The organism is Burkholderia ubonensis subsp. mesacidophila (assembly GCF_002097715.1).
GTDB lineage: Bacteria > Pseudomonadota > Gammaproteobacteria > Burkholderiales > Burkholderiaceae > Burkholderia > Burkholderia mesacidophila.
Genome location: NZ_CP020738.1, coordinates 2,497,596 through 2,524,514, shown reverse-complemented (window position 1 = coordinate 2,524,514; position 26,919 = coordinate 2,497,596). Strand labels below are relative to the sequence as shown.

General features: G+C 69.5%; 24 protein-coding genes and 1 pseudogene. 15 read left to right on the top strand and 10 right to left on the bottom strand.

Going from position 1 to position 26,919, the window contains the following annotated elements; genetic code table 11:
- The first annotated feature begins 478 nt into the window (after positions 1–478).
- From B7P44_RS28825 to B7P44_RS28815, 3 genes are all read left to right on the top strand, one after another.
- Entirely contained in the window at positions 479–5,251 is a 4,773-nt protein-coding gene (locus B7P44_RS28825; protein ID WP_084909275.1) for an autotransporter domain-containing protein, read from the top strand.
- Between the two features lie 159 nt (positions 5,252–5,410).
- Complete coding sequence (locus B7P44_RS28820; protein ID WP_084910081.1) at positions 5,411–7,630, top strand: amylo-alpha-1,6-glucosidase; 2,220 nt, start codon at positions 5,411–5,413, stop codon at positions 7,628–7,630.
- Between the two features lie 107 nt (positions 7,631–7,737).
- Positions 7,738–7,989: a hypothetical protein gene (locus B7P44_RS28815; RefSeq protein ID WP_084909274.1), complete on the top strand. Its 252-nt coding sequence runs from the start codon at positions 7,738–7,740 to the stop codon at positions 7,987–7,989.
- Between the two features lie 514 nt (positions 7,990–8,503).
- Here the strand turns inward: B7P44_RS28815 and penR are convergent.
- Positions 8,504–9,394 (bottom strand): beta-lactamase transcriptional regulator PenR, encoded by an 891-nt coding sequence (penR, locus tag B7P44_RS28810; RefSeq protein ID WP_084909273.1) that lies wholly within the window; start codon positions 9,392–9,394, stop codon positions 8,504–8,506.
- Between the two features lie 114 nt (positions 9,395–9,508).
- Here penR and blaPEN-bcc point away from each other — a divergent pair, with 114 nt between their 5' ends.
- Positions 9,509–10,402 (top strand): PEN family class A beta-lactamase, Bcc-type, encoded by an 894-nt coding sequence (gene blaPEN-bcc, locus B7P44_RS28805; RefSeq protein WP_084909272.1) that lies wholly within the window; start codon positions 9,509–9,511, stop codon positions 10,400–10,402.
- A gap of 499 nt (positions 10,403–10,901) precedes the next feature.
- Here blaPEN-bcc and B7P44_RS28800 read toward each other — a convergent pair whose 3' ends face one another.
- The 3 genes from B7P44_RS28800 to B7P44_RS28790 all read right to left on the bottom strand — a co-directional run bounded on the left by B7P44_RS28800 (position 10,902) and on the right by B7P44_RS28790 (position 13,613).
- The gene (locus B7P44_RS28800) at positions 10,902–11,105 is read right to left on the bottom strand and encodes a DUF805 domain-containing protein (RefSeq protein ID WP_084909271.1); all 204 of its coding nucleotides are present in this window, start codon (positions 11,103–11,105) and stop codon (positions 10,902–10,904) included.
- A gap of 478 nt (positions 11,106–11,583) precedes the next feature.
- Positions 11,584–12,954 (bottom strand): ATP-binding protein, encoded by a 1,371-nt coding sequence (locus B7P44_RS28795; protein ID WP_084909270.1) that lies wholly within the window; start codon positions 12,952–12,954, stop codon positions 11,584–11,586.
- Positions 12,951–13,613 carry a response regulator gene (locus tag B7P44_RS28790; RefSeq protein ID WP_084909269.1) on the bottom strand — a complete coding sequence of 221 codons (663 nt, stop codon included), beginning with the start codon at positions 13,611–13,613 and terminating at the stop codon, positions 12,951–12,953. The genes B7P44_RS28795 and B7P44_RS28790 overlap by 4 nt, the downstream gene beginning before the upstream one ends.
- A gap of 321 nt (positions 13,614–13,934) precedes the next feature.
- Between B7P44_RS28790 and B7P44_RS28785 the strand changes: the two genes are divergently transcribed.
- The 3 genes from B7P44_RS28785 to B7P44_RS28775 all read left to right on the top strand — a co-directional run bounded on the left by B7P44_RS28785 (position 13,935) and on the right by B7P44_RS28775 (position 16,185).
- Positions 13,935–14,288 carry a YgiW/YdeI family stress tolerance OB fold protein gene (locus B7P44_RS28785; protein ID WP_084910080.1) on the top strand — a complete coding sequence of 118 codons (354 nt, stop codon included), beginning with the start codon at positions 13,935–13,937 and terminating at the stop codon, positions 14,286–14,288.
- 55 nt (positions 14,289–14,343) lie between these two features.
- Positions 14,344–15,204 (top strand): MurR/RpiR family transcriptional regulator, encoded by an 861-nt coding sequence (locus tag B7P44_RS28780; RefSeq protein ID WP_084909268.1) that lies wholly within the window; start codon positions 14,344–14,346, stop codon positions 15,202–15,204.
- 120 nt (positions 15,205–15,324) lie between these two features.
- Complete coding sequence (locus B7P44_RS28775; RefSeq protein ID WP_084910079.1) at positions 15,325–16,185, top strand: isocitrate lyase/PEP mutase family protein; 861 nt, start codon at positions 15,325–15,327, stop codon at positions 16,183–16,185.
- A 166-nt stretch (positions 16,186–16,351) separates the two neighbouring features.
- Here the strand turns inward: B7P44_RS28775 and B7P44_RS36795 are convergent, their stop codons facing one another.
- Positions 16,352–16,519 carry a hypothetical protein gene (locus B7P44_RS36795; protein WP_157721112.1) on the bottom strand — a complete coding sequence of 56 codons (168 nt, stop codon included), beginning with the start codon at positions 16,517–16,519 and terminating at the stop codon, positions 16,352–16,354.
- Between B7P44_RS36795 and B7P44_RS28770 the strand changes: the two genes are divergently transcribed.
- Positions 16,518–16,784, top strand: a complete 267-nt coding sequence (locus B7P44_RS28770; RefSeq protein ID WP_029226212.1) for a YodC family protein — start codon at positions 16,518–16,520, stop codon at positions 16,782–16,784. The two genes, B7P44_RS36795 and B7P44_RS28770, sit on opposite strands and share 2 nt — an antisense overlap.
- 115 nt (positions 16,785–16,899) lie before the next feature.
- The gene (locus B7P44_RS28765) at positions 16,900–18,054 is read left to right on the top strand and encodes a cytochrome P450 (protein ID WP_084909267.1); all 1,155 of its coding nucleotides are present in this window, start codon (positions 16,900–16,902) and stop codon (positions 18,052–18,054) included.
- 21 nt (positions 18,055–18,075) lie between these two features.
- Here B7P44_RS28765 and B7P44_RS28760 read toward each other — a convergent pair whose 3' ends face one another.
- Both B7P44_RS28760 and B7P44_RS28755 read right to left on the bottom strand, forming a co-directional pair.
- The gene (locus tag B7P44_RS28760; protein ID WP_084909266.1) at positions 18,076–18,402 is read right to left on the bottom strand and encodes a superinfection immunity protein; all 327 of its coding nucleotides are present in this window, start codon (positions 18,400–18,402) and stop codon (positions 18,076–18,078) included.
- A 90-nt stretch (positions 18,403–18,492) separates the two neighbouring features.
- Positions 18,493–18,912 carry a rhodanese-like domain-containing protein gene (locus B7P44_RS28755; protein WP_084910078.1) on the bottom strand — a complete coding sequence of 140 codons (420 nt, stop codon included), beginning with the start codon at positions 18,910–18,912 and terminating at the stop codon, positions 18,493–18,495.
- Between the two features lie 106 nt (positions 18,913–19,018).
- On the opposite strand from B7P44_RS28755, the gene ftrA reads away from it, so the two are divergent.
- A complete protein-coding gene (gene ftrA / locus B7P44_RS28750; RefSeq protein WP_084909265.1) occupies positions 19,019–19,987 on the top strand; it encodes a transcriptional regulator FtrA in 969 nt (322 codons plus the stop codon).
- Positions 19,988–20,010: 23 nt separating this feature from the next.
- On the opposite strand, the gene B7P44_RS28745 is transcribed toward ftrA, so the two are convergent.
- Positions 20,011–20,853: a DUF1460 domain-containing protein gene (locus B7P44_RS28745; protein ID WP_167389830.1), complete on the bottom strand. Its 843-nt coding sequence runs from the start codon at positions 20,851–20,853 to the stop codon at positions 20,011–20,013.
- A 234-nt stretch (positions 20,854–21,087) separates the two neighbouring features.
- On the opposite strand from B7P44_RS28745, the gene B7P44_RS28740 reads away from it, so the two are divergent.
- The 5 genes and pseudogenes from B7P44_RS28740 to B7P44_RS28720 all read left to right on the top strand — a co-directional run bounded on the left by B7P44_RS28740 (position 21,088) and on the right by B7P44_RS28720 (position 25,316).
- A complete protein-coding gene (locus tag B7P44_RS28740) occupies positions 21,088–22,230 on the top strand; it encodes an NAD(P)H-dependent flavin oxidoreductase (protein WP_084909263.1) in 1,143 nt (380 codons plus the stop codon).
- Between the two features lie 78 nt (positions 22,231–22,308).
- Positions 22,309–23,763 carry a M20 family metallopeptidase gene (locus B7P44_RS28735; RefSeq protein ID WP_084909262.1) on the top strand — a complete coding sequence of 485 codons (1,455 nt, stop codon included), beginning with the start codon at positions 22,309–22,311 and terminating at the stop codon, positions 23,761–23,763.
- Between the two features lie 18 nt (positions 23,764–23,781).
- A pseudogene (locus B7P44_RS28730) lies at positions 23,782–24,045 on the top strand (Ldh family oxidoreductase); the annotation flags it as partial.
- Between the two features lie 32 nt (positions 24,046–24,077).
- Positions 24,078–24,464 (top strand): TfoX/Sxy family protein, encoded by a 387-nt coding sequence (locus B7P44_RS28725; RefSeq protein WP_084910077.1) that lies wholly within the window; start codon positions 24,078–24,080, stop codon positions 24,462–24,464.
- Positions 24,465–24,737: 273 nt separating this feature from the next.
- Entirely contained in the window at positions 24,738–25,316 is a 579-nt protein-coding gene (locus B7P44_RS28720) for an NnrU family protein (RefSeq protein ID WP_084909260.1), read from the top strand.
- 39 nt (positions 25,317–25,355) lie between these two features.
- On the opposite strand, the gene B7P44_RS28715 is transcribed toward B7P44_RS28720, so the two are convergent.
- Both B7P44_RS28715 and B7P44_RS28710 read right to left on the bottom strand, forming a co-directional pair.
- Positions 25,356–26,093: a sulfite exporter TauE/SafE family protein gene (locus B7P44_RS28715; RefSeq protein ID WP_084909259.1), complete on the bottom strand. Its 738-nt coding sequence runs from the start codon at positions 26,091–26,093 to the stop codon at positions 25,356–25,358.
- A 156-nt stretch (positions 26,094–26,249) separates the two neighbouring features.
- Positions 26,250–26,834, bottom strand: a complete 585-nt coding sequence (locus B7P44_RS28710; RefSeq protein WP_084909258.1) for a DUF488 domain-containing protein — start codon at positions 26,832–26,834, stop codon at positions 26,250–26,252.
- Positions 26,835–26,919 lie beyond the last annotated feature (85 nt).

Genomic DNA, 26,919 nt, shown 5'->3' with positions numbered 1-26,919 from the left:
ATAATTCTACGGGCATCCATTTATCGCGATGCAAGAATTCAGGGAATCGTTCAATTAATTTGGATTTGGCGCTCTTCTGATTTGCCAGTGAAATCGGAGCGCAATGCGACGCCCGCCAGTACGGGAAATTCAGTGCGGGAAAATACCGACGTATTCTAATTTTCACGCCAACGACGACATATCGTTTGGCAAATAGGGCCTCTTTGATATACCTTGTCTGACAATTAGCAGGGCAGTTATCAAATCAACCAGAACGTCGCTGCCAGAGGGGCCACCGTCATGTCATTCGGCTAACACCGCTTTCGCGTTTCCGGGCTGATTTTCCGCATTGCAACCTGAATGAATCCGACTCCATTTCCGGACCGTCGGAGGGGCTTCGTTCGTCCCGTGTTTTCCGCTTGCCGCGGTGGCCCGCAGTTGTCGTTTCGCGCCTTCGATTCGTTTCTTGCCGTCTGTTTCCGACTCAGGGAGAGAAAGCATGAGCCGCATGCGTACGAGAAAAATCAGAGAGCCACTTCCGCGATTCCTGCTGCCCACCGGCGTCTGCCTTGCGCTCAGCGGGGCCGGCATCGTGCCCGCGTACGCGACCTGCAGCACGGCGGGCACCACCGTGACCTGCTCGGGCGTCGCCAACCCGCTCCAGCCGAGCTATGCGAACAGCGCGAACAACATCAACGCGACCGTCAACCCGGGCGCGAGCGTCGGCGTGCTGCTCGGCGTCGGCGGCACGGCGATGTCGCTGACGGGCAACAACACCACGCTGACCAACAACGGCACGATCGACCCGTCGGCGCTCGGCTCGGGGCTCGGCGTGCTGTCGAGCGGCGCGGTCGTCGGCAACGCGTCGGCGAGCATTTCGACCAACGTCATCAACAACGGCACGATGAACGGCTCGACCGGGGTCGCGGTCAGCGGCGTGACGGGCATGGCGCTGTCGGTCCAGAACGGCACGGGCGGCACGTCGCACATCACGAACACAGGCACGATCGGCTCGAACCCGCTGGTCGGCGCGACCCTCGTCGGCGCGGATGCGCCCGTGGTCGCCGCGTACGGCGGCGGCAAGGTCGAGATGACGAACAGCGGGACGATCAACGGCCGCGTCTCGTTCGGCTCGAACGGCACGCCCGGGCAGGGCAACACGTTCGTGAACTCGGGCACGATCAACGGCGGCGTGTCGATGGGCGCGAACAGCAACAACACGTTCACCGCGGTCACCGGCTCGTCGGTCAACGCGGCGGGCGGCACCGGGGGCGCGTTCAACATCACGGTCGGCCCGAACACGCTCAACGTGGCGCAGACAGGCATCGTCGACGGCGGCGCGGGCGGCAACAACACCCTCGTGCTGCAGCAGGGCACCCCCGCGAACGGCACGATCGCGGTCAACAACTACATCAACTTCAATCACCTGAACCTCACGAGCGGCAACTGGACGATCAACGGCGCGTCCACCGCGCAGGACGCGACGCTGGCGGGCGGCGTCGCGATCATCAACAACAACGCGTCGCTCGGCACCGGCAACATCACGGCCTCCGGCGGCGCGCTGCAGGCGGGCACGGCGGGGCTCAACGTCGCCAACACCGTGACGCTCACCGGGGGCGGGCTGACGGTGCAGGGCGCGACCGGGCTTACGCTGTCGGGCACGGTGTCGGGCGGCGGCGCGCTGACGAAGAACGACGGCGGCACGCTGACGCTGTCGGGGGCGAACAACTTTACGGGCGGCACGAACCTGAACGGCGGCGGCCTGGTGGTCGGCAACAATGCGTCGCTCGGCACCGGCGACCTGAACGTCAATGCGTCGGCGTCGCTCGACACGAGCACGAACGTGACGCTCAGCAACACGGTCAATCTCGCCAACAGCTCGACGCTGACGATCGGCGGCAGCAACGATCTCGGGCTGGCCGGCGCGATCAACGGCAACGGCGGCCTCGTGAAGAACGGCGCGGGGAGGACGACGCTGAGCGGCGTGAACACGTACACGGGCGGCACGACGATCAACGCCGGCACGCTGGCGATCGGCTTGGGCGGCAGCCTGGCGGCGACGGGCACGGTGAACCTGGCCAACGCGGGCGCTGCCTTCGACATCAGCGCAGGCGGCGCGCAGACGATCGGCGGGTTGACGGGCGTGGCCGGCACGAACGTGAGCCTCGGCGGCAACACGCTGACGCTGGCCGGCAGCGGCAACGCGACGTATAACGGCGCGATCGGCGGCCCCGGCAGCCTGACGCTCGCCGGCAGCGGCACGCAGACGCTGAACGGCGCGAGCACCTACACGGGCGGTACGAACCTGAACGGCGGCAGCCTGGTGCTCGGCAACAACGCGGCGCTCGGCGTCGGCGTGGTGAACGTCGGCGGCGCGGCGACGCTCGATACGACCACGAGCATGACGCTCGGCAACGCGATCAACCTCGGCACCGGCACGGCGCTGACGCTCGGCGGCAGCAACGCCCTCGGGCTGAGCGGCCCGATTTCCGGCGGGGGCGGTCTCGTCAAGAACGGCGATACGACGACGACGCTGACCGGTGCGAACAACTATACGGGCGGCACGACGATCAACGCCGGCACGCTGGCGATCGGCTTGGGCGGCAGCCTGGCGGCGACGGGCACGGTGAACCTGGCCAACGCGGGCGCTGCCTTCGACATCAGCGAAGGCGGCGCGCAGACGATCGGCGGGTTGGCGGGCGTGGCCGGCACGAACGTGAGCCTCGGCGGCAACACGCTGACGCTGGCCGGCAGCGGCAACGCGACGTACAACGGCACGATCGGCGGTGCCGGCAGCCTGACGCTGGCCGGTACCGGCACGCAGACGCTGACCGGCGCGAACGTGTTCACGGGCGGTACGAACCTGAACGGCGGCAGCCTGGTGCTCGGCAACAACGCGGCGCTCGGCGTCGGCGTGGTGAACGTCGGCGGCGCGGCGACGCTCGATACGACCACGAGCATGACGCTCGGCAACGCGGTCAACCTCGGAACGGGCGCGTCGCTGGCGCTCGGCGGCAGCAACGCGCTCGCGCTGAGCGGCACGATTTCCGGCGGAGGCGGTCTCGTCAAGAACGGTGCGGCGACGACGACGCTGACGGGCGCGAACAACTACACCGGCGGCACGACGATCAACGCCGGCACGCTCGCGCTCGGCGAGGGCGGCAGCCTGGCATCGACGGGCGCGGTGAACCTCGCCGGCACGGGCGCGACCTTCGACGCGAGCGGCGCGACGGGCGCGCAGACGATCGGCGCGCTGTCCGGCGTGGCCGGCACCAACGTGAACCTGGGTGCGAATGCGCTGGCGCTGAACGGCAACGGCGCGGCGTTTGGCGGCACGATCGCCGGCTCGGCCGGCGTCACGGTGGCGAGCGGCACGCAGGTGCTGACCGGCAGCAACACGTACACGGGCGGCACCACGATCGCGGCCGGCGGCACGCTGCAGCTCGGCAACGGCGGCACGTCGGGCAGCGTTGCGGGCAACATCGCCAACAACGGCGCGCTCGTCTTCAACCAGTCCGGCAACGTGACGGTCGCCAGCGTACTGTCCGGCACCGGCTCGCTCACGCAGGCGGGCAGCGGACAGCTGACGCTGACGGGCACCAGCACGCTGTCCGGGCCGACCACGGTCGGGGCCGGCACGCTGGCCGTCAACGGCTCGCTGGCCGCGTCGACCGTGACCGTGCAGGGCGGCGCGACGGTGACGGGCACCGGCACGATCGGCGGCCTCGTCGTCTCGAGCGGCGGCACCGCGTCGCTGTCGCAGCCGGGGCAGGCGCTGAACGTCGCGGGCAACGTGACGTTCCAGCCGGGCTCGACGATGCAGGTCGCCACGACGCCGCAGCAAAGCGGCAGCCTCGCTGCGACGGGCAGCGCGACGCTGAACGGCGGCAACGTGCAGGTAATCGCGAGCCAGGCGTCGTACCAGGCGAACCAGCAGTACACGATCATGAGCGCGGGCGGCGGCGTGACGGGGCAGTTCGCGGGCGTGAGCTCGACCTATGCGTTCGTGACGCCGACGCTCAGCTATGACGCGAGTCACGTGTACCTGCAGCTGTCGACGAACGGCACGTCGTTCACGTCGGTCGCGACCACGCCGAACGAAGTGGCGGTCGCCCAGGCGATCGGCTCGCTGAAGGACGGCAATCCGGTGTACGACTCGGTGCTCGTCGCGGACGCGCCCACCGCGCGCACCGCGTTCCGGCAGCTCGACGGCGAGTTCTACGCGAGCGCGAAGAGCATGCTGATGACCGACAGCCGCTATGTGCGCGATGCGGTGTCGGACCGCGTGCGCCAGGGGCTCGCGGCAGGGTCGGGACCGCTCGCGGCGCTGTCGTCGGGCGGCTCGGCGCTGTGCGACGACACGGGCGCCGCCGCGGCGCGCGGCAACGCGCTGCCGCCCGAGCGGCGGCTCGGCTCGCACGCCGGCTGCGTCAGCAACGTGCCGTACCGGCCGGTCGTGTGGGGGCAGGGCTTCGGCGGCCGCAGCCGGCTGGCCGGCGACGGCAACGCGTCGACGATCAACCGCAGCATGACGGGCTTCATCGCCGGCGCGGACATGGCGCTCAACGACCGCACGCGCGTCGGCCTCGCGGGCAGCGTCACGCACAGCTCGCTCGACAACGACCAGGCTTCGTCGGCCTCGCTGAACAGCTACTCGGTCGTGCTGTACGGCGGCGCGCAGTTCGACGCGCTCGGCGTGCGCGGCGGCGCGGCCTATACGTGGCACCGGATCAACGCCGACCGCCATCCGTCGTATGCGGGCTTCAGCGACAGCAACTCGGCCAGCTACGACGCGAACACCGCGCAGGTATTCGGCGAGGTCGGCTACGCGCTTCCCGTCGGGCGCTTCGCGCTCGAGCCGTTCGCGGGGCTCGCTTACGTGCGCCTGCATACGAACGCCTACACGGAAAGCGGCGGCGCGGCCGCGCTGAGCACGGGTTCGGACACGAGCCACGTCGGCTTCTCGACGCTCGGCGTGCGCGCGGCGACGGAACTCGGCGTGCTCGCGACGAGCGCGTTGACCGCGCACACGACGGTCGGCTGGCGGCACGCGTTCGGCAACGTGCGGCCGACGTCGACGTTCGCGTTCGCGGCCGGCAGCACGTCGTTCCAGGTCGCGGGCGTGCCGATCGCGCGCGACAGCGCGGTGCTCGAGCTCGGGCTCGATGCGAGCGTCACGAAGAACCTGACGCTCGGCGTGTCGTACAGCGGCCAGTTCGGCAGCGGCGTGCGCGACAACGCGGTGCTCGGCAACATCCTGTGGAAGTTCTGACCCGCCTCTGACCCGCGCCTGGCACGGGAGCGGCCCCGCACGGCACCGACGCCGCGCGGGGCCGCGGTTTTTTCGTCGCTGCGGAGGCGGCGCAATCTGGCCTATCCTGTGCGGAACGAGCGACGCGCGCTGCGCGTGCTGCCCAACACAGGAGCATCGATGCCGAATCACGCCGACGAGACGACGACGCGCGGCCCCCAGGTCGCGCCTGTGCCCCCGACCCAGGCGTCGGGCCCCGCATTCATCGCGCCCGAGGCCGACCCGCAGGCGGCCGCGCGCAACAACCAGTACGTGCTGAAGGCCGGCGACGCGTTCGTGGTCAGCGACGCGCTCGGCGACATCGGCGGGCACGACGACGGCCTGTTCGTCGACGACATGCGCGTGCTGTCGAAATGGCGGCTGACCTTCGGGGGCCGCGCGCCGTCGCTGCTGTCGGGCGCGACCAGCGCCGACAACGCGTCGTTCACCGCGCACCTGACGAACCGGCCGTTGCCGCCGCTCGGCGGCCACGAGACGCCCGAAGGCGTGATCCATATCGAGCGGATGCGCGTGCTCGCGAACAACGTGCTGTACGAAGCGCTGACGTTGACGAACTACGGCGCGAGCGAGGCCGAAGTGCCGCTGTCGCTGTCGTTCGCAGCCGATTTCAAGGACATGTTCGAGGTACGCGGCACGCGCCGCACGCGGCGCGGCACGATCGCGCCGCCGCGCATCGACGCGGGCGCGGTGCGGTTGCGCTACGACGGGCTCGATCGCGTCGAGCGCGCGGTGACGCTCTATTTCTCGCCGGCGCCCGACGCGCTGTCGGTCGACCGCGCCGATTACCGGCTGACGATCGCCGCGCAGGCGTGCGTGTCGATCTACCTGACCGTCGAGGCGACGGTCGGCGCGGCGCGCGGCGAGGCGCCGGGGTGCGGCCGCGCCCCGTTGCGCACCGCGCTCGTCGCGGTGCACCGCGCGATGCGCGCGCGGCGCGCGACGATGGCCCGCGTGCGCACCGGCAACCCGCTGTTCAACGCGTGGCTCGACCGTTCGCTCGCGGATCTCGGGCTGCTGACGACGCAGCTCGACACCGGCCCGTATCCGTATGCCGGGATTCCGTGGTTCTCGACGCCGTTCGGCCGCGACGCGGTGATCACGTCGCTGCAGATGCTGTGGCTGCAGCCGTCGCTCGCGCGCGGCGTGCTGCGTTTTCTGGCTGCGAATCAGGCGCGCGAGACGTCGGCGTTCCGCGACGCCGAGCCGGGCAAGATCATGCACGAGTTCCGCAAGAGCGAGATGGCGGCGACGGGCGAGGTGCCGTTCGCGCTGTACTACGGCGGCGTCGACACGACGCCGCTGTTCGTCGTGCTGGCGGGCGCGTATGTCGAGCACACCGGCGACGACGCGCTGATCGACGAACTGTGGCCCGCGCTCGAACGCGCGATCCAGTGGGTGAGCGACAAGTGCGACCGCAATCCGTACGGACTGCTCGATTACCAGCGCACGTCGGAGCGCGGGCTCGCGAACCAGGGCTGGAAGGACAGCCACGATTCGGTGTTCCACGCGGACGGGCGTTTCCCCGATGGGCCGATCGCGCTCGTCGAAGTGCAGGCGTATGCGTGCGCGGCGTTCGAGGCGATGTCGGCGTGCTCGCAGCGGCGCGGCCATGCGGCTGACGCGACGCGCTATGCGCTGCGCGCGAAGATGCTGCGCGAGCAGGTCGAGGCGCTGTTCTGGATGCCCGACGCGAATTTCTACGGGATCGCGCTCGACGGCCACGGCGAGCTGTGCCGCGTGCTCGCGTCGAACGCCGGGCATCTGCTCGCGTTCGGCCTGCCGGAGCCGGCGCGCGGCGCGGCGGTCGCGGACGCGCTCGGCTCGACGCTGTTCCAGACCGGCTGGGGCGTGCGCACGCTGGCGGCCGGCCAGCCGCGCTTCAATCCGATGGCGTATCACAACGGCTCGGTGTGGCCGCACGACAATGCGCTCGCCGCGCGCGGGCTCGCACGCTACGGCGACAAGGCCGCCGTGCTGAACCTGCTGCGCTCGCTGTTCGAGGCGGCGGTGAGCTTCGAGATGCGGCTACCGGAACTGTTCTGCGGGTTCCCGCGCCGGCGCGGCGAGCCGCCGACCGCGTATCCGGTCGCGTGCCTGCCGCAGGCGTGGGCGGCCGGCGCGCCGTTCATGATGCTGCAGGCATGCCTCGGCGTGAGCGTCGACGCCGCGCGTCACGAAGTGCGGGTCGAGCGGCCGGCACTGCCGGAAGGCGTCGACTGGCTGCGGATCGACGATCTGCGGGTCGGCGACGACAGCGTGTCGCTGACGTTCCGGCGCGTCGACGGCCAGGTGGTCGCGGCGGCGGAGCCGGGGCGCGTGAAGGTCGTCGCGGTGCTGTAGGGGCGCGGCCGGCTGCGGCCGCACGAACGTTGCGCGAAGTCGCGCCACGTTCGCGCGCAGCGGCATAGAATCGCGACATGACCCTCGAACATTCCCGGAGGCACACGATGACGACCGACAAGCGGCCCGACGACGGCGAGCAGAAGCTCGAGCATCTCGAAGCGGCGGTCAACCACCTGCACGAGTCGATCGAATCGCAGAGCATTGCCGTCGGCGCGGCGAAAGGCATTCTCTTCAGCCTGATCGAAACCCTGGGCGCGCTGATCGGCGACCCGGACCTGCCCGAGCATGCGCGCTCCGGCTACGAGGCGCTGCGCGACAAGGCGCGTGAACTGCGCGGCTCGCTCGACAAGCGCTGAGCCCCTACGCGGCGGCGCGCTCGCGCCGCCGCGCTTCCATGCGGGTTCCAACCGCGCTGCCCAATCGTGCATGCGCGACACAAAATGCCGTGCGCTCAATGAGTTAGGGGGCGCATGCGCAGGATATCCACAAGCTTGCCAACAAAATCTGTGGAGAACGTACGCGCCACCGGTGCGGCGCGCGGCGATCGCATCACGCGTGCCTCGTGCTTGCCACCTGGGTGGCGCCAGATCGAATTCCCTGTTGCGTCAAATGCTTACGCGCCGCGTCAGCAGGATATCCACAGGCTTGCCAACAAAATCTGTGGACAAGCTGCGCGCCATTGCGTCGCCAAGGTTGGCAATGCGGGGCCGCGGCACATTCGCCGCGGCGCTGCCCGGGCGGCCTGCCCGATCCGTGCATCGCAATGAGAAGTCGTGTGGGATCAATGGGTTAAGGGCCAGATACCCAGGATATCCACATCCTTGCCAACACAAACTGTGGACAAATGGGGGCGGACGCGCCATCGGGCGATCACTCGACGGGCGCTGCGCCGGCCGCCTCGCTCGCGATCCAGTCGCGAAACAGCGTCATCGCCGGCGTGAGCGGCTTCGATTTCAGCGATGTGAGCCAGTAGCCGCCCGCCTGCACGTCGATGTCGAACGGCCGCGCGAGCTGGCCGAGCTGCAGCTCGTGCGTGAACATGCAGGCCGGCGCGAGCGCGACGCCCGCGCCCTGCATGGCTGCCTCGACCATCAGCCGCGACGAGTCGAACACGGGGCCGTTGACCGGCCACGGTTCGAGCTGCGCGGCCGCAAACCAGCCGAGCCATTCGTCGGTGCGGTACGAGCGCAGCTGCGTTTCGTTCGCGAGATCGCCGGGCTGCGCGAGGCGCGTGGCGATCTCCGGCGTGCACAGCGCGGTGAGCGGCGCGTCGAGCAGCCGTTCGTTGCGCGTCCCCGGCCAGTTGCCGACGCCGAAGCGGATCGCGAAATCGAGCCCCTCGGCCGCGAGGTCGACCACGTTGTTGTTGGTCCGCAGCCGCAGTTCGACGAACGGATGGACGTCGCCGAAGCGCTTTAGTCGCGGCATTAGCCAGCCTAGGGCAAACGTGCCGACAACCCCGAGCGACAACACCTCGCGGAAGCGCCCGCCCTCGAACTGCTTGAGCACCGTCTCGATGCGGCTGAACGCATCGCTCAGCACGGGCAGCAGCGCGCGACCCTCGTCGGTGAGACCTAGCCCGCGCGGCAGGCGCGTGAACAGCGTGCAGCCGAGCCGCTCCTCGAGCGCGCGGACTTGCTGGCTGACCGCGGCCTGGGTCACGCTCAGCTCAAGGCCGGCGCGCGTGAAGTTCAGGTGGCGCGCCGACGATTCGAAGGCGCGCAACGCATTCAGCGGAAGGTGAGGGCGGAGCTTTGTCATAAGAAATTCTTTTGTCAGCACTCAATTATCGTTGCTTGTCAGACAACCGTAAAGTCGCGATATTTCGTCTCGCCGGGCCGGCAACTTGATTCTATCCACCACGAGATAAACGGAATGACCTACTCATCGCAACGCCGAACCCTGCTGCTTGCCGCCTTGACGGCGCCGCTCGCGCTGACCCTGAAGGCGGGCGCGTCGCCGCAGGCGAATGCCGCCTCCGCGGGTTCGGCGACATCGCTCGCGGAACTCGAACGCGCCGTGGGTGGCCGCCTCGGCGTGTGCGCGCTCGACACTGCGACCGGCCGGCGCGTGGAGCATCGCGCCGGCGAGCGGTTCCCGTTCTGCAGCACGTTCAAGGCCATGCTGATCGCGGCGGTGCTTGCGCAGTCCGTCGCGCGTCCGGCGTTGCTCGCGCAGCGCGTGACGGTTCGGCAGACTGATCCCGTGGGGTGGTCGCCGGTGACGAAGAAACACGTCGGCACGAGCATGACGGTCGGCGAGCTGTGCGAGGCGACGGCCCAGTACAGCGACAATGGGGCCGCGAACCTGCTGATGAAACTGCTCGGCGGGCCGGCGGCGGTGACCGCGTTCGCACGCTCGATCGGCGACGATACGTTCCGGCTCGACCGTTGGGAACTCGAATTGAATACCGCGCTGCCGGGCGACGCGCGCGATACGACGACGCCCGCCGCGATGGCGGCGAGCCTGCGCGCACTGGCGCTCGGCGATGCGTTGCCGGCGCCCCAGCGTGCGCAGTTCGCGCAATGGCTGCGCGGCAACAAGACGGGCGACAAGCGGATTCGCGCGGGCGTGCCGCCGGGATGGCAGGTCGGCGACAAGACCGGCACCGGCGACTACGGGACGCTCAACGACATCGGCGTACTTTGGCCGCCCGCGCGCGGGCCGATCGTGCTGACCGTGTACTACACGCAGGCGCACGCCGATGCGAAGAGGGACGACGGCGTGATCGTGGCGGCGACGCGCATCGCGATCGCGGCGCTCGGCTGAGCGAAGCAAGACGCGGCGCAAGTCCGTGCCACATGCGTGGCGCGCGTGTCGAAGCGTTGTGAGATCAACCACTTACGTCACGCATGCTCAGGATATCCACACGCTTGCCAACAAAATCTGTGGACAAGCGGCCGGCTTGCGCATGCGTGCCTCATTCGCGCCCGCGCGAGGAAAGTCTTTCGGATCAAGCGGTTGATCGGGGTATGCGCAGGCTATCCACATGCTTGCCAACAAAATCTGTGGACAAAAGCGCCGGGCCTGCGCCTGCCCGCGATGGCGTGCGTCGCGTGGATCGACGTGCCGGTGCCTCATTCGCGACAGCGCAAGAAAGGCCTTTCTGATCAAGTGCTTGATCGCGGTATGCGCAGGCTATCCACATCGTTGCCAACAAAATCTGGGGAAAAGTCGGGCCGCCGCGATCGTGCGATCGCGTGTCGACGGACGGCGAGGGTGTGCGAAGCGTCGCGAACCGGCCGGCCGCTTCGCGATACGGCGACGCTCAGCTGCTTTGCTGATCGTCGACGGCCGGCCAGCGCACGAACGCGAACACCCAGAGCATGATGAAGTTCAGGATCGGCACGATCATCGTCAGCACCCACCAGCCCGAGTGGCCGGTTCGGCGGACGATGCGGACATACGGATAGAAGCAGACGGCGAAGACGACGAGTACGGCGAGCAACTTCAGCGCGCTGAAATGATGCATGGCCTTCCCCTCGGACACGTTGACGGTCGTTGTGCGGCGTGGACAGGGTGTCGCTGTGCGTGTCGTACGAAGCCGGCGCCCGCCTAGCCTCATGCGGCAAGCTCGATCTTGAGGTGTCGCACGCGCGGGCGTCAAGTTGCCGGCGCGCCGCGGTGCCGCATCCGTGACGCGCAGCGTGTTTCGCTGCGCGATCAAGGGGTTATCGCGGGCTTGCGCAGGATATCCACAAGCTTGCCAACAAAATCTGTGGGTAAATGGCGCGATGCGGCGCTTGCGCCGGACGCAGCATCGGCAGGTGGCGCGCGCAACGGGCGCGGTGCGAGCCGCGAAACAATCGCACGCGGCGCGCCGCTTCCGCGCGCCCGCCCTGCATCACGCATGCCAAAGCCCGTCGGATCAAGGGCTTAGCGCGATGGTGCGCAGGATATCCACAAGCTTGCCAACAAAATCTGTGGACAAGCCGGGCATCGCGACGGCTTCACACTGGTGCATTGAAGCGCACCGTGACGGTGAGTCCGCGTCCGCCCGAGCTCGTGCCGAGCGTGACGGTCGCGCGATGCTGCTCGGCGATCCGCTTGACGATCGACAGGCCGAGCCCGCTGCCCGACGACGTCGCCGTCTGCGCGCCGGCGCCGCGATAGAACCGCTCCCACACGTCCGCCCGTTCCGCTTCCGGAATGCCGGGGCCGTCGTCCGACACTTCGAGCACGGGCGTCGCGCCGTCGACGCGCGCGCTGACGTCGATGCAGGCGCCATCGCCCGCGTAGCGGATCGCGTTGTCGACGAGATTGTTCAGCAGCACGCGCAACGTGTCGGCGTTGCCGGCGACCGTGACGGGCGACGTGCCGATCACACCGAGGTCGACGCGATGCGCGTCGGCGACGCGCGCGCGATCCGCGACCACCGCGCGGCACAGCGCGGCGAGATCGATCGGCGCGAAAGCCGCCGTCTGCGCGTCCGGTTCGAGGCGGGCGAGCGTGAGCAGCTGTTCGGCGAGATGGCCGAGCCGCGTCGTGCCGGCGTGGATCTGCGCGAGGATGCGCTCGCGTTCGTCGGGCGTCGTCGCGCGACGCAGCAGCTGCGACTGGATCGACAGGCCCATGATCGGCGTGCGCAGCTCGTGCGCGGCGTCGGCGATGAAATGCCGCTGCAGCGTGAACGAGCGGTCGAGGCGGGCGAGCAGGTCGTTGATCGCTTCGGCGAGCGGACGCACCTCGTTCGGCATGGACGCGACGTCCACCGGTTCGAGATTGTTCGCATTGCGGCGCTTGAGCCCGGCGGCGATCAGGCGCAGCGGCCGCAGCCCCGCGCCGATGCCGAACCACAGCCCGATCGCCAGCACGGGCAGCATCGACAGCACCGGCCACAGCAGGTGGACGGCGATCCCTGCGATCGCTTCCCAGCGCGCGTGGCGCGCCTGCGCGACACGTATCGTCGTGCCGCCGCGTTCGGTCACGTAGGTGCGCCACGACTGGCCGCCGACGTCGACGCTCGCGATGCCGGTCTGCGCCGGCGGCGGCAGCGTCAGATCGCGGTCGGTCGAATAGACGAGCGCGCCGTTGCGCCACACCTGCAGCAGCACCGCGTCGGGATCGTCGACCTTGAAGTGGTGCTTGCCGCCGGCGTCGCGGCTGAACGACAGCTCGCCGTTCGGGCCGACGACGATCTGTTTCGTCATGCTGCGCATCTGGTCGTCGAGCAGGTCGTCGAGTTCGCGCAGCGCGCCCCAGTAGGTGCCCGCGCTCGCGAGCAGGCCGATCACGCAGGCGGCGGGCAGCAGCCAGAACAGCAGGCGGCGCCGCAGCGATGCGCCGCGCCAGCGCATGAGCGCGCGCCGTACGCTCGTCATGCCGCGTCACCGATCCGGTAGCCGACGCCGCGCACCGTGCGGATCATGTCGTGGCCGAGCTTCTTGCGCAAGTTGTGGATATGCACCTGCACCGCGTTGCTTTCGATTTCCTCGCCCCAGCTGTACAGGCGCTCCTCGAACTGCTCGCGGGAAATCACCGCGCCCGGCTCGCGCATCAGCTCGTGCAGCAGCACGAATTCCTTCGGCGACAGCGTCACTTCGGCGTCGTCGAGCCAGACCTCGTGCTTGACGGGGTCGAGCCGCAGCGGACCGACCGCGAGCGTGGTCTGCGCGCGTCCCGCGTGGCGCCGGTTGACCGCGCGGATGCGCGCGAGCAGTTCCTCGAGCGCGAACGGCTTCACGAGGTAATCGTCAGCGCCGCTGTCGAGTCCGGCGATGCGGTCGGACAGGCCGTCGCGCGCGGTGATGACGATCGCCGGCAGGTTCTCGTCGCGGCGGCGCAGCGCGGCGAGCACTGACAGGCCGTCGCGGTTGGGCAGGCCGAGATCGAGCAGCAGCAGGCCGTAGCCGGTCGTGCGCAGCGCGAGCGACGCGGCGTCGCCGTCCTTCACCCAGTCGACCGCGAAGCCTTCCTGCTTCAGACCCTGTTCGAGCCCGCTGCCGATCAGCGGATCGTCTTCGACGAGCAGTACGCGCATGGGTTCGTGTTTCTCCGTGAGGGCGCAAGGCCGCGCCCGATGCGCCCATGATAAGCGCGGGCGTCTTAGCGGGAGCTTAAGCGAGGCGAGCAATTGTGCAGCAGGTTGCTGCACAAATTCAGGTGCCGGCCACGCCGGTGCGAGACATTGAGGTTGCGCGGCAAAATCCCGCGCATGTCGTGAAAGGCGGCTTCGTACTCGTCCAATGCGTCTCCACGTCGCGTCGCCGTGGCCTTCAGCTTTGCTTAATCTTACGTTCCGTAATCTGCGGGCGTCGCGTTCATCGGGAACGCGGCATCACGACAACAAATGGAGCTCATCATGAAGCAACTGGCCAGAATCCTGACGATCGCGCTCGCCGCGCTGCCGGCCGCCGTCTATGCGCAATACACCGGGCCGTCCGCGCTGACGCCCACCACCGTGAAGGAACTGCTCGCGAACGGCAAGGACGATCAGCACGTGCAGCTGCAGGGCCGCATCGTCAAGCACGTCGGCGGCGAGGACTACGAATTCGCCGATGCGACCGGCACGATCCGCGTCGAGATCGACGACAAGCTGTGGGCCGGCGGCCAGCCCGTCAGCGACAAGAGCGAAGTGAAGCTGACCGGCGAATTCGAGCGTAAATGGTCGGGCCGCGTGAAGGTCGACGCCGACCGGATCGACGTGGTGCGCTGACGGGCGCGGACGGGGCCGGTGATACCATGAGCGACCGGTTCCCGTTCTCACCAAGATGGCCGCCAATTTCGACGAACTCGCGTCCCGGATCCGGGCGCAATTTTCCGAGCTGAGCCCGCAATTCCAGGCGGGCGCGGCATTCCTGCTCGATCATCCCGACGAAGTCGCCGTGTCGTCGATGCGCAAGGTCGCGCAGCGCGCGCAGGTGCAGCCCGCGTCGCTCGTGCGGCTCGCGCAGCAATTCGGTTTCCCCGGCTGGAACGAGTTGCGCGACCTGTGCGTCGCGCGCGTGCGCACGCGCCCCGAGCCGTTGACGCAGCGCGCGCGCTCGCTCGTGCGGCCCGACGCGAAGGCGTCGCTCGCGCACGACCTGCTCGCCGCGCAGCAGCACAACCTCGCCGCGACCGCCGCGCAAAACGCGGACGCACTCGCCGAAGCGGCGAAGCTGATCCGCAAGGCATCGCACGTGCACGTCGCGGGATTCCGCTCGTGCTACCCGGTCGCGTTCGGGCTCGTGTACGGCTACCGGCTGTTCCGGCCGACCGTGTCGCTGCTCGCCGGCGTCGCCGGCTCGCTCGAAATGGAACTGCGCACGATCGCGAAGCACAGCGTGACCGTGATCGTCAGCTTCGCGCCGTATTCGGCGGAGGCGACGCGCGTCGCGCAGGCCGCGAAGGCGCAGGGCAGCCGGATCGTCGCGATCACCGACAGCGCGGTGTCGCCGATCGCGCTGCATGCCGATGCGCAACTGATCTTCACGCACGACAGCCCGTCGTTCTTCCCGTCGCTCGTCGCCGCGCATGCGCTCACCGAAGCGCTCGTCGCGCAGCTGCTCGCGCTCGAGGGCAGCGACGCGATCGCCGAGCTCGAACGCGCGGAAGCCGAACTGCACGCGAAGGGCGCCTACGTGGCCTGATTCCGATGGATGGCGAAGCGCGGCCCGCCCGCTTCGCGCATCCACATTTCAACGCGCGCCGAATCGTCGCTGCACGCCACGCGCGTATGCTGGGGCTTCCCCATTCCGACGGAGCCCGCGATGACCCATCCTGACCTTCAGTCCCGCCACGCGCACGCATTCCGCGCGCTGCATGCGCAGCCCGGCGCGTTCATCCTGCCGAATCCGTGGGATGCCGGCACCGCGCGCCTGCTCGCGATGGCCGGCTTCCGCGCGCTGGCGACGACGAGCGCCGGCTACGCGTATGCGCGCGGGCTGCCGGACAACGCGGTCGGCCTCGACGCGATGCTGGCGCATATCGCCGAGATCGCCGCGGCAGGCGGCTTGCCGGTGAGCGCGGACCTCGAGAACGGCTTTGGCGACGCGCCGGACACGGTCGCCGAGACGATCCGGCTCGCCGCCGAGGCCGGTGCGGTCGGCGGCTCGATCGAGGACGCGACGGGCCGCGCCGACGCGCCGATCTATCCGCACGACGCGGCGGTCGAGCGCATCGCGGCGGCGGTCGCCGCGGCGCGTGCGCTGCCGTTCCCGTTCACGCTGACCGCGCGTTGCGAAAACTACCTGCACGGCCGGCGCGACCTGGCCGACACGATCGCGCGCCTCGTCGCGTATCGCGACGCGGGCGCCGACGTGCTGTACGCGCCGGGCCTGAGCGATCCCGGCGAGATCGCCGAGCTCACGCGCGCGGTCGACGCGCCGGTCAACGTCGTGATGGGGCTGCAGGGTGTGTCGCTCAGCGTCGATGCGCTCGCGGCGCTGGGCGTGAAGCGCATGAGCGTGGGCAGCGCGCTGGCGCGGGCCGCGCTCGGCGCCTTCCTGCGCGGCGCGACGGAAATGATGCGGGACGGCACGTTTTTGTTCGCGAATGACGCGATTCCGTCGCGCCAGCTCGACCATTGGTTCGCCGCGGAGAATAATCTGCCGCTATCGTTCGAAAACTGACGCCGAAATTAAGCGTGGGATCGTTTCCAGCCGAAATTCCGATTGACGTTAATCAATCGTGGCGGCTTTCGATTAAATAACTGCTGGCCAACAGGGGCGCGCCGAAATCCCGGTCCCCTGTCTTTTTGATCAGGGTTTATAAGCAGAAGCGGCAGATTCCCGCGGATCATTCCGGTAAATCGCCCGGCTGGCGGGCGTTTGCGGGGTGTATTTTGTGTTTTTTTGCATCTGGCAGTTGCCGGTTTTTATTGTGATTGATAATCTCCATGGCGATGTAAAAATACCGGCGGAAGGGCGCCGGAAAATGAATATATAAATTTTCTGAGAGAGCCATGACGATCCGAGATATGCACCGTACCCGGTTTCGCGTCGGCGACGTCGTGACGTTGAAAACCGGCGGGCCGCGCATGACGGTGATCTATGCCGGCCCGGTCGTGTTTGACGACGCCGACTGGCTGATTTGCCAGTGGTTCGACGACAGCGGGCACTTCCGGCAGGAGATGTTCCATCACGAGACGGTCGTGCCGGAACCGCGCGCGATTTCGGCCGGCCGGGTGCGCGTGAGGATGCAGGCGCAGCGCTACCGGTCCGCCGCATAGCGCGCACCCGGGCAAATCGCGCGGTCGGCGGCCCGGCCAGGCGGCGGCGCCGGCTGCATCGACGTTTCACGCCGGCCGGAAACATGCGGCGCGCGGCCGGGCCGATACTGCGTGCATGAACCCGACCGATCCGATTGCCGCGGTCACGCACCGCGATCCCTACCCCTACTATGCGGCGCTCGTCGACGGGCCGCCGCTCGTGTTCGACGCGACGCTCGGCTTGTGGGTGGCGAGCCGCGCCGCGACCGTGAGCGCCGTGCTCGGCCATCCCGCGTGCCGGGTCCGGCCGCTCGCCGCGCCGGTGCCGCCCGCGTTGCGCGGCACGACGGCGGGCGAGCTGTTCGGCCAGCTGATCCGCATGAACGACGGCGCGCTGCGGCACGACGCGCCGAAGCGGGCAATGCAGGCGGCGCTCGCGTCGGTCGACGCCGGCGCGTTGCGCCGCCGCACGGCCGCGCTCGCCGCGCAGCGCTTGCCGGCGCACGCGGCGCCGGATGCGCTGAATGCGTGGTGCCTGACGGTGCCGGTGTGCGCGGTGGCCGAGCTGCTCGGTTTCGACGACGCGCAGCTGGATGACGTCGCCGCGTGGGTGACCGACTTCGTCGCCGCGCTGTCGCCGCTGTCGACGGCGGCGCAACTGGCCCGTGCAAGCGACGCGGCCGGGCGGCTGCTCGAGCGGATGACGGCACTCGTCGCCGCGGCGCGCGCGGACGACAGCAGCCTCGTCGCGGCGGTGCAATGCGCCGCGCACGAGGCCGGCTGGCACGCGAGCGGCGCGCTGATCGCGAATCTGGTCGGGTTGCTGTCGCAGACTTGCGAGGCGACGGCCGCGTGGCTCGACCCGGCCAAGCGTCCCGCCGGAGAACCGCCGGTGACGGACGACGCGACGCTCGATGCGTTCGTCGCGGAAGTCGCGCGTTTCGACGCGCCGGTGCAGAACACACGCCGCTTCGTTGCGGCGCGCACGACGCTGGACGGCGTGACCGTCGACGCGGGCGACGCGATCCTGGTCGTGCTCGCGGCGGCGAACCGCGATCCGGCCGTGCAGCGCGATCCGCACCGTTTCGTGCCGGACCGGCCGCCGGGGCCCGGGTTCGGCTTCGGCGCGGGGCCGCACGGCTGTCCTGGCGAGCGGATCGCGCGGGCGGTGACGGTGGGGGCGATCAGGGCGCTGTTGCGCGGCGGCGGCTTGCCGCCGGGCGACGCGCCGGGCTGGCGCTACCGGGACTCGACCAACGTCAGGATGCCGAAGTTCGAGGCGGTGCGATGAGTGAACGACAGGAGTTGGCGTTCAGCGGCAGCCCTGCTTCTGCGCCCATTCCTCCTGGGCGGCGACGCGGCGCTGCACGCGTTCGATGAGGCCGGTCGAGAAGGTGCGCATGCTGATGCCGCGGCGCTGGGCGAGGATCGTCTGCGCGACGTCGGCTTGCGGATTCGGCTGGCAGGCCCAGTACAGGGTCATCAGCCAGCCGATGCCGGTCCACGCGAACAGCGCGTTGAACAGCGCGATCGTCAGCTTGTCGTGGCGGCGGCGCCGGTCGGCGATGATCGCCGGCAGAAAATAGAGCGCGACCGCGGCGACTGAGCCGGCGGCTTGAATCAGGACTTCGGTCTGCATGTTGCTGCTCCATCCGGACTGCAATGGGACCGATTGTCGCGCTTTTCTCGTACGCGTGCCGGCAATTGATTGTTGCGTTTTTGGATTCGATCAGGCGGCCAGATGGTCCGCCGGGCCGGCTTCGTTACGCAACGCGAAACCTTCATCGCGCCAGCCCGTGATGCCGCCGATCATCAGCTTGACCGGCCGGCCGAGCCGCGCGAGGCGGACTGCGGCGCGGGCGGCGCCGTTGCAGTGCGGCCCGGCGCAGTAGACGACGAACAGCGTCCCGGCCGGGTAGCCGGCGAGCTTGCCCGCGACGATCTTGCGATGCGGCAGGTTGCGGGCGCCGGGCACGTGGCCGGCGGCGAACTGCTCGGGGCCGCGGACGTCGAGCAGCACGAAATCGGGCGCGCCGGACGCGAGCGCGTCGTGCACGTCCCAGCAATCGGTCTCGAAGCGCAGCGACGCTTCGAAATGCGCGAGGGCGGCGGGGCTGTCGGCGGCGGGAACGTCGGTGACGCAGGACATGCGAGGTTTCTCCAGGTGGCGATGCGCGGTGAACATGGGGCCAGTATCGCGGTTCGGCACGCCGCGCGGCAGTGGCGCGATCGACAAGTTCCGGTAACATCGCGCCATGCAAAACCATCTCGTCGTCGCGCTCGCCTACGATCGCCTCTGCACGTTCGAATTCGGCTGCGTGGTCGAACTGTTCGCGCTCGAACGCCCGGAACTGGGCGTCGACTGGTATCGCTTCGCGGTGTGCGCGAGCGAGCCGGGCCCGGTGCGCGCGGCCGGCGGCATCACGGTTGCCGCGCCGTACCGGCTCGCGATGCTCGACCGCGCGGACACGATCGTGATTCCCGGCTGGCGCGATCCGGACGAGCTGCCGCCTGAACCGCTGCTGAAGAAACTGCGCGCCGCGCACCGGCGCGGCGCGCGACTCTGCTCGATCTGTTCCGGCGTGTTCGTGCTGGCCGCGGCGGGCGTGCTCGACGGCCTGGCCGCGACGACCCACTGGCGCTACGCGGAGCGCCTGCAGGCGCGCTATCCGGCGGTGCGCGTGAATCCGGACGCGCTGTACATCGACGAAGGGCAGGTCGTCACGTCGGCCGGATCGGCGGCGGGGCTCGACATGCTGCTGCATCTCGTGCGCCGCGATCACGGCGGCGCGATCGCCAATCGCGTCGCGCAGCGCCTCGTGCTGCCGCCGCATCGCGACGGCGGCCAGGCGCAGTTCGTGCCGCGTCCGGTCGCGCCGGGCGGCAGCGACCGGCTCGCCAGGCTGATCGACTGGATGCGCGCGCACGCGGCCGAGCCGCATACACTCGCGTCGCTCGCCGCGCAGGCCGCGATGAGCCCGCGCACGCTGCAGCGGCAGTTCGCCGACGCGACCGGCATGTCGCCGCTCGCGTGGTTGATCCGCGAACGCGTGAACGTCGCGAAGGACCTGCTCGAAGCGAATCCGGCGCTGCCGCTCGCGCAGGTCGCGGCGCGCGCGGGCTTCGGGTCGGAGGAGTCGCTGCGCCGGCATTTCCGGCGCATCGCGGCGACGAGTCCGGCCGCGTACCGGCGCGGGATGGGTCGTGGCGTGACGGCGCGCTGACCGGGGCGGCGCCACGCCATCGCTCACGCGCGTGGCCGCAGCACCACGATGCCCGGCGTGTTCTTCACGTACTCGAGAAACGGCGAATCGACGACTTTCATGTTGGCCTTTTTCGACGACGCATTGCGCAGCATCGGCCCGTCGCGCGTTTCGACGAAGAAGCCGACGTGCGTGACGTCGAGGCCGTCCGCCTTCGCGTAGATGCCGATGAAGTCGCCGGTCCGAAGCTGGCTGACGACGTAGTCGTCGACGAATTCGCTCGGGATATGCACGACGTCGCGCTGGACGACCGGCAATCCCGGCAGGTACGCGCCGCCGTCGCCTTTCCGGTTGAGCTGCTTCGTGACCGTGGCGGCGCGCGCGCTGATCGACGCGGTCAAGTCGTCGGCCAGCACCTGCGGCCGGGCGGCCCAGTCGGTGAAGAAATGACGGCGGTGCTGGAAGCTGATGTCGCCGTTCACGTAGCGCGTCTGGACGAGACGACTCGCGTATTCGGTCCTCGTCGTTGCCCGTCTCGCGGCCTCGACATAGTCGAGATAGGTAAAGCAATCGAGCCCGCTGAAGTCGATCACCAGTTGTTCCGGCGTGGTTGCCGATCCCTTGAGCATGTTGTCGCGATAAGGCGTGCCAAGAAATTCGCGGGACAGCGCTTCGACGAGCTGGCCGGCATCGTCGCCCTGATGCGCCGCGCGTATCGCCAGCAAGGCATCCAGCTTGCCGGAGGTCGCTTCGTTCAGGTTCGCTATCGCGGCCGGTTGCTGCGTCGTCGCTTCACCCGGTTGCGGCAAGGACGAAACGGACGCGTCTCCACCGCAGCCGGCCAAGGCCAGGGCGACCGCGAGCGGCGCCAGTTTTCTGAGATTCATTTCAATCGCCATAAGCAAGTTCGTGCCGAAAAATTTGGTTCATCGTGAGCGGTCGTCGGATGCGACCCGCGCTGCACGATATTGAATGGACGAACGAGCCACAAGAAATCTCAAGGAAATCTGAATTTCACCGGGGGTGCCGCGGTGGCCTCGCGGGCTGCGCGACTCCGCCGGCGGCGAATTGCCTTGCGGCGTATCATCGTGCGTTACTTGACCCCGATTTCGATTTCGCCCATGAACATCGTCGATTCCGCTCTCGATCACGGCACGCGCACGGCGTCCGGCGCGCCGCTGCCTTCCCCGCTGCCTTCGCGCCTGCCGCTGGTTCAGGCGCCGATGGTCGGTTCCTTCAGTCCGCTTGCGATCGCCGTCTGCGAAGCGGGCGGGCTCGGCTCGCTGGCCTGCGCGGCGCTCGGCCCGCAGCAGTTGCGCGACGAGATCGCGGCGATCCGCGCGCGCACGCCGGCGCCGTTCAACGTCAATTTCTTCTGTCACACGCCGCCCGCGCCGGACGACGCGCCGGACGACGCGGTGGACGCGCGCTGGCGCGCGGCGCTCGCGGGCTACTACGCCGAAGCCGGACTCGATCCGTCGACGGGGAAGGGCGGACCCGGGCGCGCGCCGTTCGACGACGCGATGTGCGCGGTCGTCGAGGACCTGCGGCCGGCCGTCGTGAGCTTCCATTTCGGCCTGCCGGAGGCGGCGCTGCTCGAGCGGGTGCGGCGCACGGGCGCGCTGGTCGTCTCGTCCGCGACGACCGTCAAGGAAGCGCGCTGGCTCGACGCGCGCGGCGTCGACGCGATCATCGCGCAAGGCGCCGAGGCGGGCGGCCATCGCGGGATGTTCCTGACCGATGACATCCATGCGCAGCCGGGCCTGTTCGCCTTGCTGCCGCAGATCGTCGATGCGGTGCGCGCGCCGGTGATCGCGGCGGGCGCGATCGCCGACGGCCGCGGCATCGCGGGCGCGTTCGCGCTCGGCGCGCGCGCGGTGCAGATCGGCACCGGCTACCTGCTGACGGCGCAGGCCGGCCGCTCGGCGCTGCATCGCGCAGCTGTGAAGGCGGCGCGCGACGACGGCACGCGCTTGACCAACCTGTATACCGGCCGCCCCGCGCGCGGCCTGCTGACCCGCTTCATGCGCGAGCAGGGGCCGATGAGCGCGCTCGCGCCCGCGTTTCCGCTCGCGACGGCCGTCGTCGATCCGCTGCGCCACGCGTTCGAGCGGCAGGGCCGCGACGACTTCTCGGTGCTGTGGGCGGGCGAGGCCGCGGCGCTCGCGCGCGACGAGGACGCGCTCGCGTTGACGCGCCGCCTGTGGGACGATGCGCTGGCTTGCGCGGCGGGGCTTCGCGCTGCGTTTCCGCAGACCGACTGAACGGCGCGGAAAGGGGCGCGGGCAGGAGGTCATCGGCGTATCATCTGGTTTTTCGTCAGCCCGATCCAGGCACCCACGATGACCTCCGTCGACACTACCCCCGTCCTCGACCATGACAAGCTCGTTACCTTCATCGAGCGCAAGTGGAACGATGAAATCCTCCATGCGCTGACCGACTACATCGCGATTCCCGCGAAGAGTCCCGCGTTCGATCCCGACTGGGAGAAGCGCGGTTACCTCGAGCGCGTCGTCACCGACGCCGCCCAGTGGGCCGAGCGCCAGCCGGTCAAGGGCCTGAAGCTCGAGATCGTGCGTCTGCCGGGCCGCACGCCGGTGATCTTCTTCGAGACGCCCGCGACGCGCTCGGGCAGCACCGACACGATCCTGCTGTACGGCCACCTTGACAAGCAGCCCGAATTCGACGGCTGGCGCGCGGACCTCGGCCCGTGGACGCCGAAGTTCGAGAACGGCAAGCTGTACGGCCGCGGCGGCGCGGACGACGGCTATGCGATCTACGCGAGCCTCGCGGCGCTCGGCGCGCTCGACGAGCAGGGCATCGAGCGGCCGCGCTGCGTCGGCCTGATCGAGACCTGCGAGGAGTCGGGCAGCTACGACCTGCTGCCGTACGTCGACGCGCTGCGCGACCGGCTCGGCCAGGTGTCGCTCGTCGTGTGCCTCGATTCCGGCGCCGGCAACTACGACCAGATGTGGCTCACGACGTCGCTGCGCGGGCTCGTGTCCGGCGACCTGCAGGTCGAGGTGCTCGAAGAAGGCGTGCATTCGGGCGTGTTCGGCGGCATCGCGCCGTCGAGCTTCCGCGTGATGCGCCAGCTGTTCGAACGGCTCGAGGACGCGAAGAACGGCAACCTGCTGCCGGGCGGGTTCCATTGCGAGATTCCGGCGAGCCGCCTGCGCGAAGCGGAGGCGACCGCCGCGATTCTCGGCGACACGGTGTGGAAGGGACTGCCGTGGGCGTGCGGCGCGGACGGCAAGCCGGTGCTGCCGACCACGACCGACCCGCGCGAGGCGCTGCTCAACTCGACATGGCGGCCGTCGCTGTCGGTGACGGGCGCGGCGGGCATGCCGCCGCTCGCCGACGCGGGCAACGTGCTGCGTCCGCGCACCGCGTTCAAGCTGTCGCTGCGCCTGCCGCCGCTCGTCGACGCCGCGCAGGCCGTGCAGCAGTTGAAGGAACTGCTCGAAGTCGACCCGCCGTACAACGCGAAGGTCACGTTCAAGCCCGACGCGGGGGCGGCGACCGGCTGGGCGGCGCCCGACGTCGCGCCGTGGCTGGCGGCGTCGCTCGACGCCGCGTCGCGCCGCCACTTCGGCGCGGACTGCGCTTACATGGGCCTCGGCGGCACGATCCCGCTGATGAACGTGCTGCAAGCAGGCTTCCCGGCCGCGCAGTTCATGGTGTGCGGCGTGCTCGGGCCGAAGTCGAACGCGCACGGCCCGAACGAGTTCCTGCACGTGCCGTACGCGAAGAAGCTGACCGCGGCGGTCGCCGACGTGATCGCCACCGCGCGCTGACTACGAGGAGACGCGCCGATGGCCGAGCCGCGGCCGCCCGAAACCGACCCGCTGCGCGTGCGCGCCGAACCGCTGCACGCGTTCGTCGCCGCGATCCGGGCGCAGGCGGGCAGCAGCGAGCGCGAGGCGCGTCTCGTCGCCGATCGGCTGGTCGGCGCGAACCTCGCGGGCCACGATTCGCACGGGATCGGCACGATCCCGAACTATGTCGCGTCGTGGCTTGAAGGGCAGTTGCAGTTGAATCGCCATGCGGCGATCGTCCGCGACGCCGACGCGGTGCTCGACGCGTGGACGCAGCGCTGCACGGAGTGCGCATGAGCTGGCAGGCGGAAAAGGCGCACGGCGAGGAAATCGCCTGTCGGCTCGGGGCGCTCGGCACGGTCGAGGTCGCGCGATTCTTCAGCGGCGCGGCGTTGCGGATCGACGGCGTGATGTTCGGGTTCATGTCGCGCGGGTCGCTGTTCCTGCGCGTCGACGACGTGAGCCGGCCCGCGTTCGTCGCGGCCGGGATGGGGCCGTTTTCCTATTCGGGTCGCACGCGCACCGTCAACCTCGAGGGTTATTACGAAACCCCGGCCGACGTGCTCGAGGATGCGGGCGCGCTGTTCGACTGGTGTCGCGGCGCGTATCGGGCCGCGTTGCTGGCAGGGCCGCCGAAGCGCAAGGCGAAGCGCGCAGCGGCAGCGCCGCGCGCGCGTTAGTTTTTACAGCAGTTCCCACTGCGGGCGTTTGGATGCCGCAGTTTCCCGGCGCGGCATGCGCCATTGCCGCGACGCCGTTCGATCGGCGTGAGTCGGTCCGGCTTTCTCCTTTCGCTTTCTCGCCTCCAACCTGCTTACGGCGTTGCCGTGATGACGGACAGGGGCGGTAGCTTGCCGCAGCCCGCGCGCTTCACAACGGCCGGCCCGGCGTTTATGATCGGCGCGTTTGTCGTGGCGCACGCTTCCCCACTCACGTCCAGACGGAGACAGCCGATGCTTGTCCTGATTCTTGGTTTAGTGATCTTTCTTGGTGTGCATTCGATCCGCATCGTCGCGGACGACTGGCGGTCCGCGCAGATCGCGCGGCTTGGCGAAAAAGGCTGGAAAGGGGGCTATGCGATCGCGTCGATCGTCGGCTTCGTGCTGATCGTCTGGGGCTACGGGCTCGCGCGCGCCGGCGCCAGCTTCCTGTGGATGCCGCCGGTCGGCGTGCGGCACCTGACCGGCGTGCTGACCGCGCTCGCGTTCGTGCTGATCGCGGCGGCGTACGTGCCGGGCAACCGCATCAAGCGGCTCGTCGGCCACCCGATGCTGGCCGGCGTGATGGTGTGGGCCGTCGCGCACCTGCTCGCGAACGGCACGCTGCACGCGGTCGTGCTGTTCGGCGCGTTCTTCGTCTGGTCGCTGGTCGACTTCCTCACCTCGCGCGCACGCGATCGCCGCAACGGCGTGCGCTATCCGGCGGGCAACACGTCCCGTAATGTGGTCGCCATTGCGGTCGGGCTCGTGGCCTGGGCCGTGTTCGCGCTGTTCCTGCACGGCTGGCTGATCGGCGTGCGGCCATTCGGCTGAACGGGCGGGGCGCGGCAGTCGCGGCGTGCGCCGCGTGCGTCACAGCGGCCTGACGAACAGCCCGATGGTCAGCGCGACGCCGATGCCCACGATGCCGATCCGCAGCACCCGCTCGTTGACGCGGTGCAGCGCCCACGACCCGCACAGCCCGCCGACGACGGCGCCGCCGCCGAGCGCAAGCGCGGCGGGCCAGTGCAGGTGCGGCGAGGTCAGGAACAGCACGACCGCCGACGCGTTCATCACGCCCGCGAGCGCGTTCTTCGTCGAGGCCGCGTGACGCGGCGACAGGCCCGCCATCGTCAGCGCCGCCATCATCAGGAAGCCGATGCCCCCGCCGAAGTAGCCGCCGTAGATCGCGATCGCGAACTGCGCGACGGCGGTCGGGACGGGGCCGAGATGGACCGTCTCCTCGCTCGGCCTGCGCAGGAAGCTGCCCCACGCGAACACGGCCGTCGCGAACAGCACGAGCCACGGCACGAGCCGCGAGAAGATCGACGACGGCGTCTTCAGCAGCAGCAGGCCGCCGAGCGCGCCGCCGACGATGCTGATCAGGAACAGCGCGCGAAACGGCAACTGGCCCGCGCCCCGCACATGGTGGCGGCTGGCCCAGCCGGTCGTCACCTGCGCGGGAAAGAGCGCGACCGTCGACGTGATGTTGGCGGAGAGCGGCGACAGGCCCGACACGATCAGCGCGGGCAGCGTGACGAACGAGCCGCCGCCCGCGAGGGAGTTTTGCAGGCCGGCCCAGAGGCCGGCGAGGATGACGAGCGTGAGCATCGGTGCGGGAGCGGAAGGATGGCGTGGGTGGCGGGGCCGGCTACGACGCCGGGCCGGGCGCGGCGGACGCGAGATGGTAATGCAGGATCGCGGACGCCGGAAGGCCCGGCTGCGGCGGGGTCGCGCGCACGTCGTGCGACCGGACGCGCGCCGGATTCATTCGGCCCGGCCCGAACCCGCGTCCGGCGCTTCGATGTCGGCGTCGGCGTCGCTGCGCGGATAGACGATCGTTCCGTCCGGTTGAACGGCGGCGCCCGGCGTGAGGCGCGCGGGCTCGATGCGGTTCGGCCCGATGATGTGGAAGACGGTCTCGCCGCGCGCGATCAGATAGTCGGCGACGATGCGCCGGTGACAGCGCCACCACACGGCTTCCGCGCACATGACGGCGCAGCGCCGCCGATGCCCCTGTTCGATCAGGTGATCGAGGCCCGCGCGAAATGCCGCGGACAGTGCGTAGTCGGCGTAGCGATGAAAGCTGTCGTTGGTCCAGAAGCCGTTGACGTCGTCCGGCACGGCTCGCGCTGGGCCGCGCAGGCCGCCGAGCGCTGCGACGTGCTCATAGGCGATGTCGAACGGCGCCAGCGCGACCGGCAGCGTCGCTTCGTTGAACTGCGGATTGGTGCGCGACCTCGGCATCTTCCTGACGTCCGCGAGCAGCGCGATGTCGGCGTCGTTCAGCAATCCGATGAAGTCTTCGAGCGAGCGGTCGGAATGGCCGACCGTGAAGAACGGGAGCTTCATGCGTCGTCCTCGTCGGCGATGCGCGTGAGCACGCGGCCCCGATGCGCGGCGATGTGATCGGTCCAGCGGACCCGGTCCCCCAGCT

What these genes read in the sequence shown, in the direction of transcription:
- B7P44_RS28825 (WP_084909275.1), top strand. Translation starts at nt 479, where the DNA reads ATGAGCCGCATGCGTACGAGAAAAATCAGAGAGCCACTTCCGCGATTC.
- B7P44_RS28820 (WP_084910081.1), top strand. Translation starts at nt 5,411, where the DNA reads ATGCCGAATCACGCCGACGAGACGACGACGCGCGGCCCCCAGGTCGCG.
- B7P44_RS28815 (WP_084909274.1), top strand. Translation starts at nt 7,738, where the DNA reads ATGACGACCGACAAGCGGCCCGACGACGGCGAGCAGAAGCTCGAGCAT.
- penR (WP_084909273.1), bottom strand. Translation starts at nt 9,394, where the DNA reads ATGACAAAGCTCCGCCCTCACCTTCCGCTGAATGCGTTGCGCGCCTTC.
- blaPEN-bcc (WP_084909272.1), top strand. Translation starts at nt 9,509, where the DNA reads ATGACCTACTCATCGCAACGCCGAACCCTGCTGCTTGCCGCCTTGACG.
- B7P44_RS28800 (WP_084909271.1), bottom strand. Translation starts at nt 11,105, where the DNA reads ATGCATCATTTCAGCGCGCTGAAGTTGCTCGCCGTACTCGTCGTCTTC.
- B7P44_RS28795 (WP_084909270.1), bottom strand. Translation starts at nt 12,954, where the DNA reads ATGACGAGCGTACGGCGCGCGCTCATGCGCTGGCGCGGCGCATCGCTG.
- B7P44_RS28790 (WP_084909269.1), bottom strand. Translation starts at nt 13,613, where the DNA reads ATGCGCGTACTGCTCGTCGAAGACGATCCGCTGATCGGCAGCGGGCTC.
- B7P44_RS28785 (WP_084910080.1), top strand. Translation starts at nt 13,935, where the DNA reads ATGAAGCAACTGGCCAGAATCCTGACGATCGCGCTCGCCGCGCTGCCG.
- B7P44_RS28780 (WP_084909268.1), top strand. Translation starts at nt 14,344, where the DNA reads ATGGCCGCCAATTTCGACGAACTCGCGTCCCGGATCCGGGCGCAATTT.
- B7P44_RS28775 (WP_084910079.1), top strand. Translation starts at nt 15,325, where the DNA reads ATGACCCATCCTGACCTTCAGTCCCGCCACGCGCACGCATTCCGCGCG.
- B7P44_RS28770 (WP_029226212.1), top strand. Translation starts at nt 16,518, where the DNA reads ATGACGATCCGAGATATGCACCGTACCCGGTTTCGCGTCGGCGACGTC.
- B7P44_RS36795 (WP_157721112.1), bottom strand. Translation starts at nt 16,519, where the DNA reads ATGGCTCTCTCAGAAAATTTATATATTCATTTTCCGGCGCCCTTCCGC.
- B7P44_RS28765 (WP_084909267.1), top strand. Translation starts at nt 16,900, where the DNA reads ATGAACCCGACCGATCCGATTGCCGCGGTCACGCACCGCGATCCCTAC.
- B7P44_RS28760 (WP_084909266.1), bottom strand. Translation starts at nt 18,402, where the DNA reads ATGCAGACCGAAGTCCTGATTCAAGCCGCCGGCTCAGTCGCCGCGGTC.
- B7P44_RS28755 (WP_084910078.1), bottom strand. Translation starts at nt 18,912, where the DNA reads ATGTCCTGCGTCACCGACGTTCCCGCCGCCGACAGCCCCGCCGCCCTC.
- ftrA (WP_084909265.1), top strand. Translation starts at nt 19,019, where the DNA reads ATGCAAAACCATCTCGTCGTCGCGCTCGCCTACGATCGCCTCTGCACG.
- B7P44_RS28745 (WP_167389830.1), bottom strand. Translation starts at nt 20,853, where the DNA reads ATGAATCTCAGAAAACTGGCGCCGCTCGCGGTCGCCCTGGCCTTGGCC.
- B7P44_RS28740 (WP_084909263.1), top strand. Translation starts at nt 21,088, where the DNA reads ATGAACATCGTCGATTCCGCTCTCGATCACGGCACGCGCACGGCGTCC.
- B7P44_RS28735 (WP_084909262.1), top strand. Translation starts at nt 22,309, where the DNA reads ATGACCTCCGTCGACACTACCCCCGTCCTCGACCATGACAAGCTCGTT.
- B7P44_RS28725 (WP_084910077.1), top strand. Translation starts at nt 24,078, where the DNA reads ATGAGCTGGCAGGCGGAAAAGGCGCACGGCGAGGAAATCGCCTGTCGG.
- B7P44_RS28720 (WP_084909260.1), top strand. Translation starts at nt 24,738, where the DNA reads ATGCTTGTCCTGATTCTTGGTTTAGTGATCTTTCTTGGTGTGCATTCG.
- B7P44_RS28715 (WP_084909259.1), bottom strand. Translation starts at nt 26,093, where the DNA reads ATGCTCACGCTCGTCATCCTCGCCGGCCTCTGGGCCGGCCTGCAAAAC.
- B7P44_RS28710 (WP_084909258.1), bottom strand. Translation starts at nt 26,834, where the DNA reads ATGAAGCTCCCGTTCTTCACGGTCGGCCATTCCGACCGCTCGCTCGAA.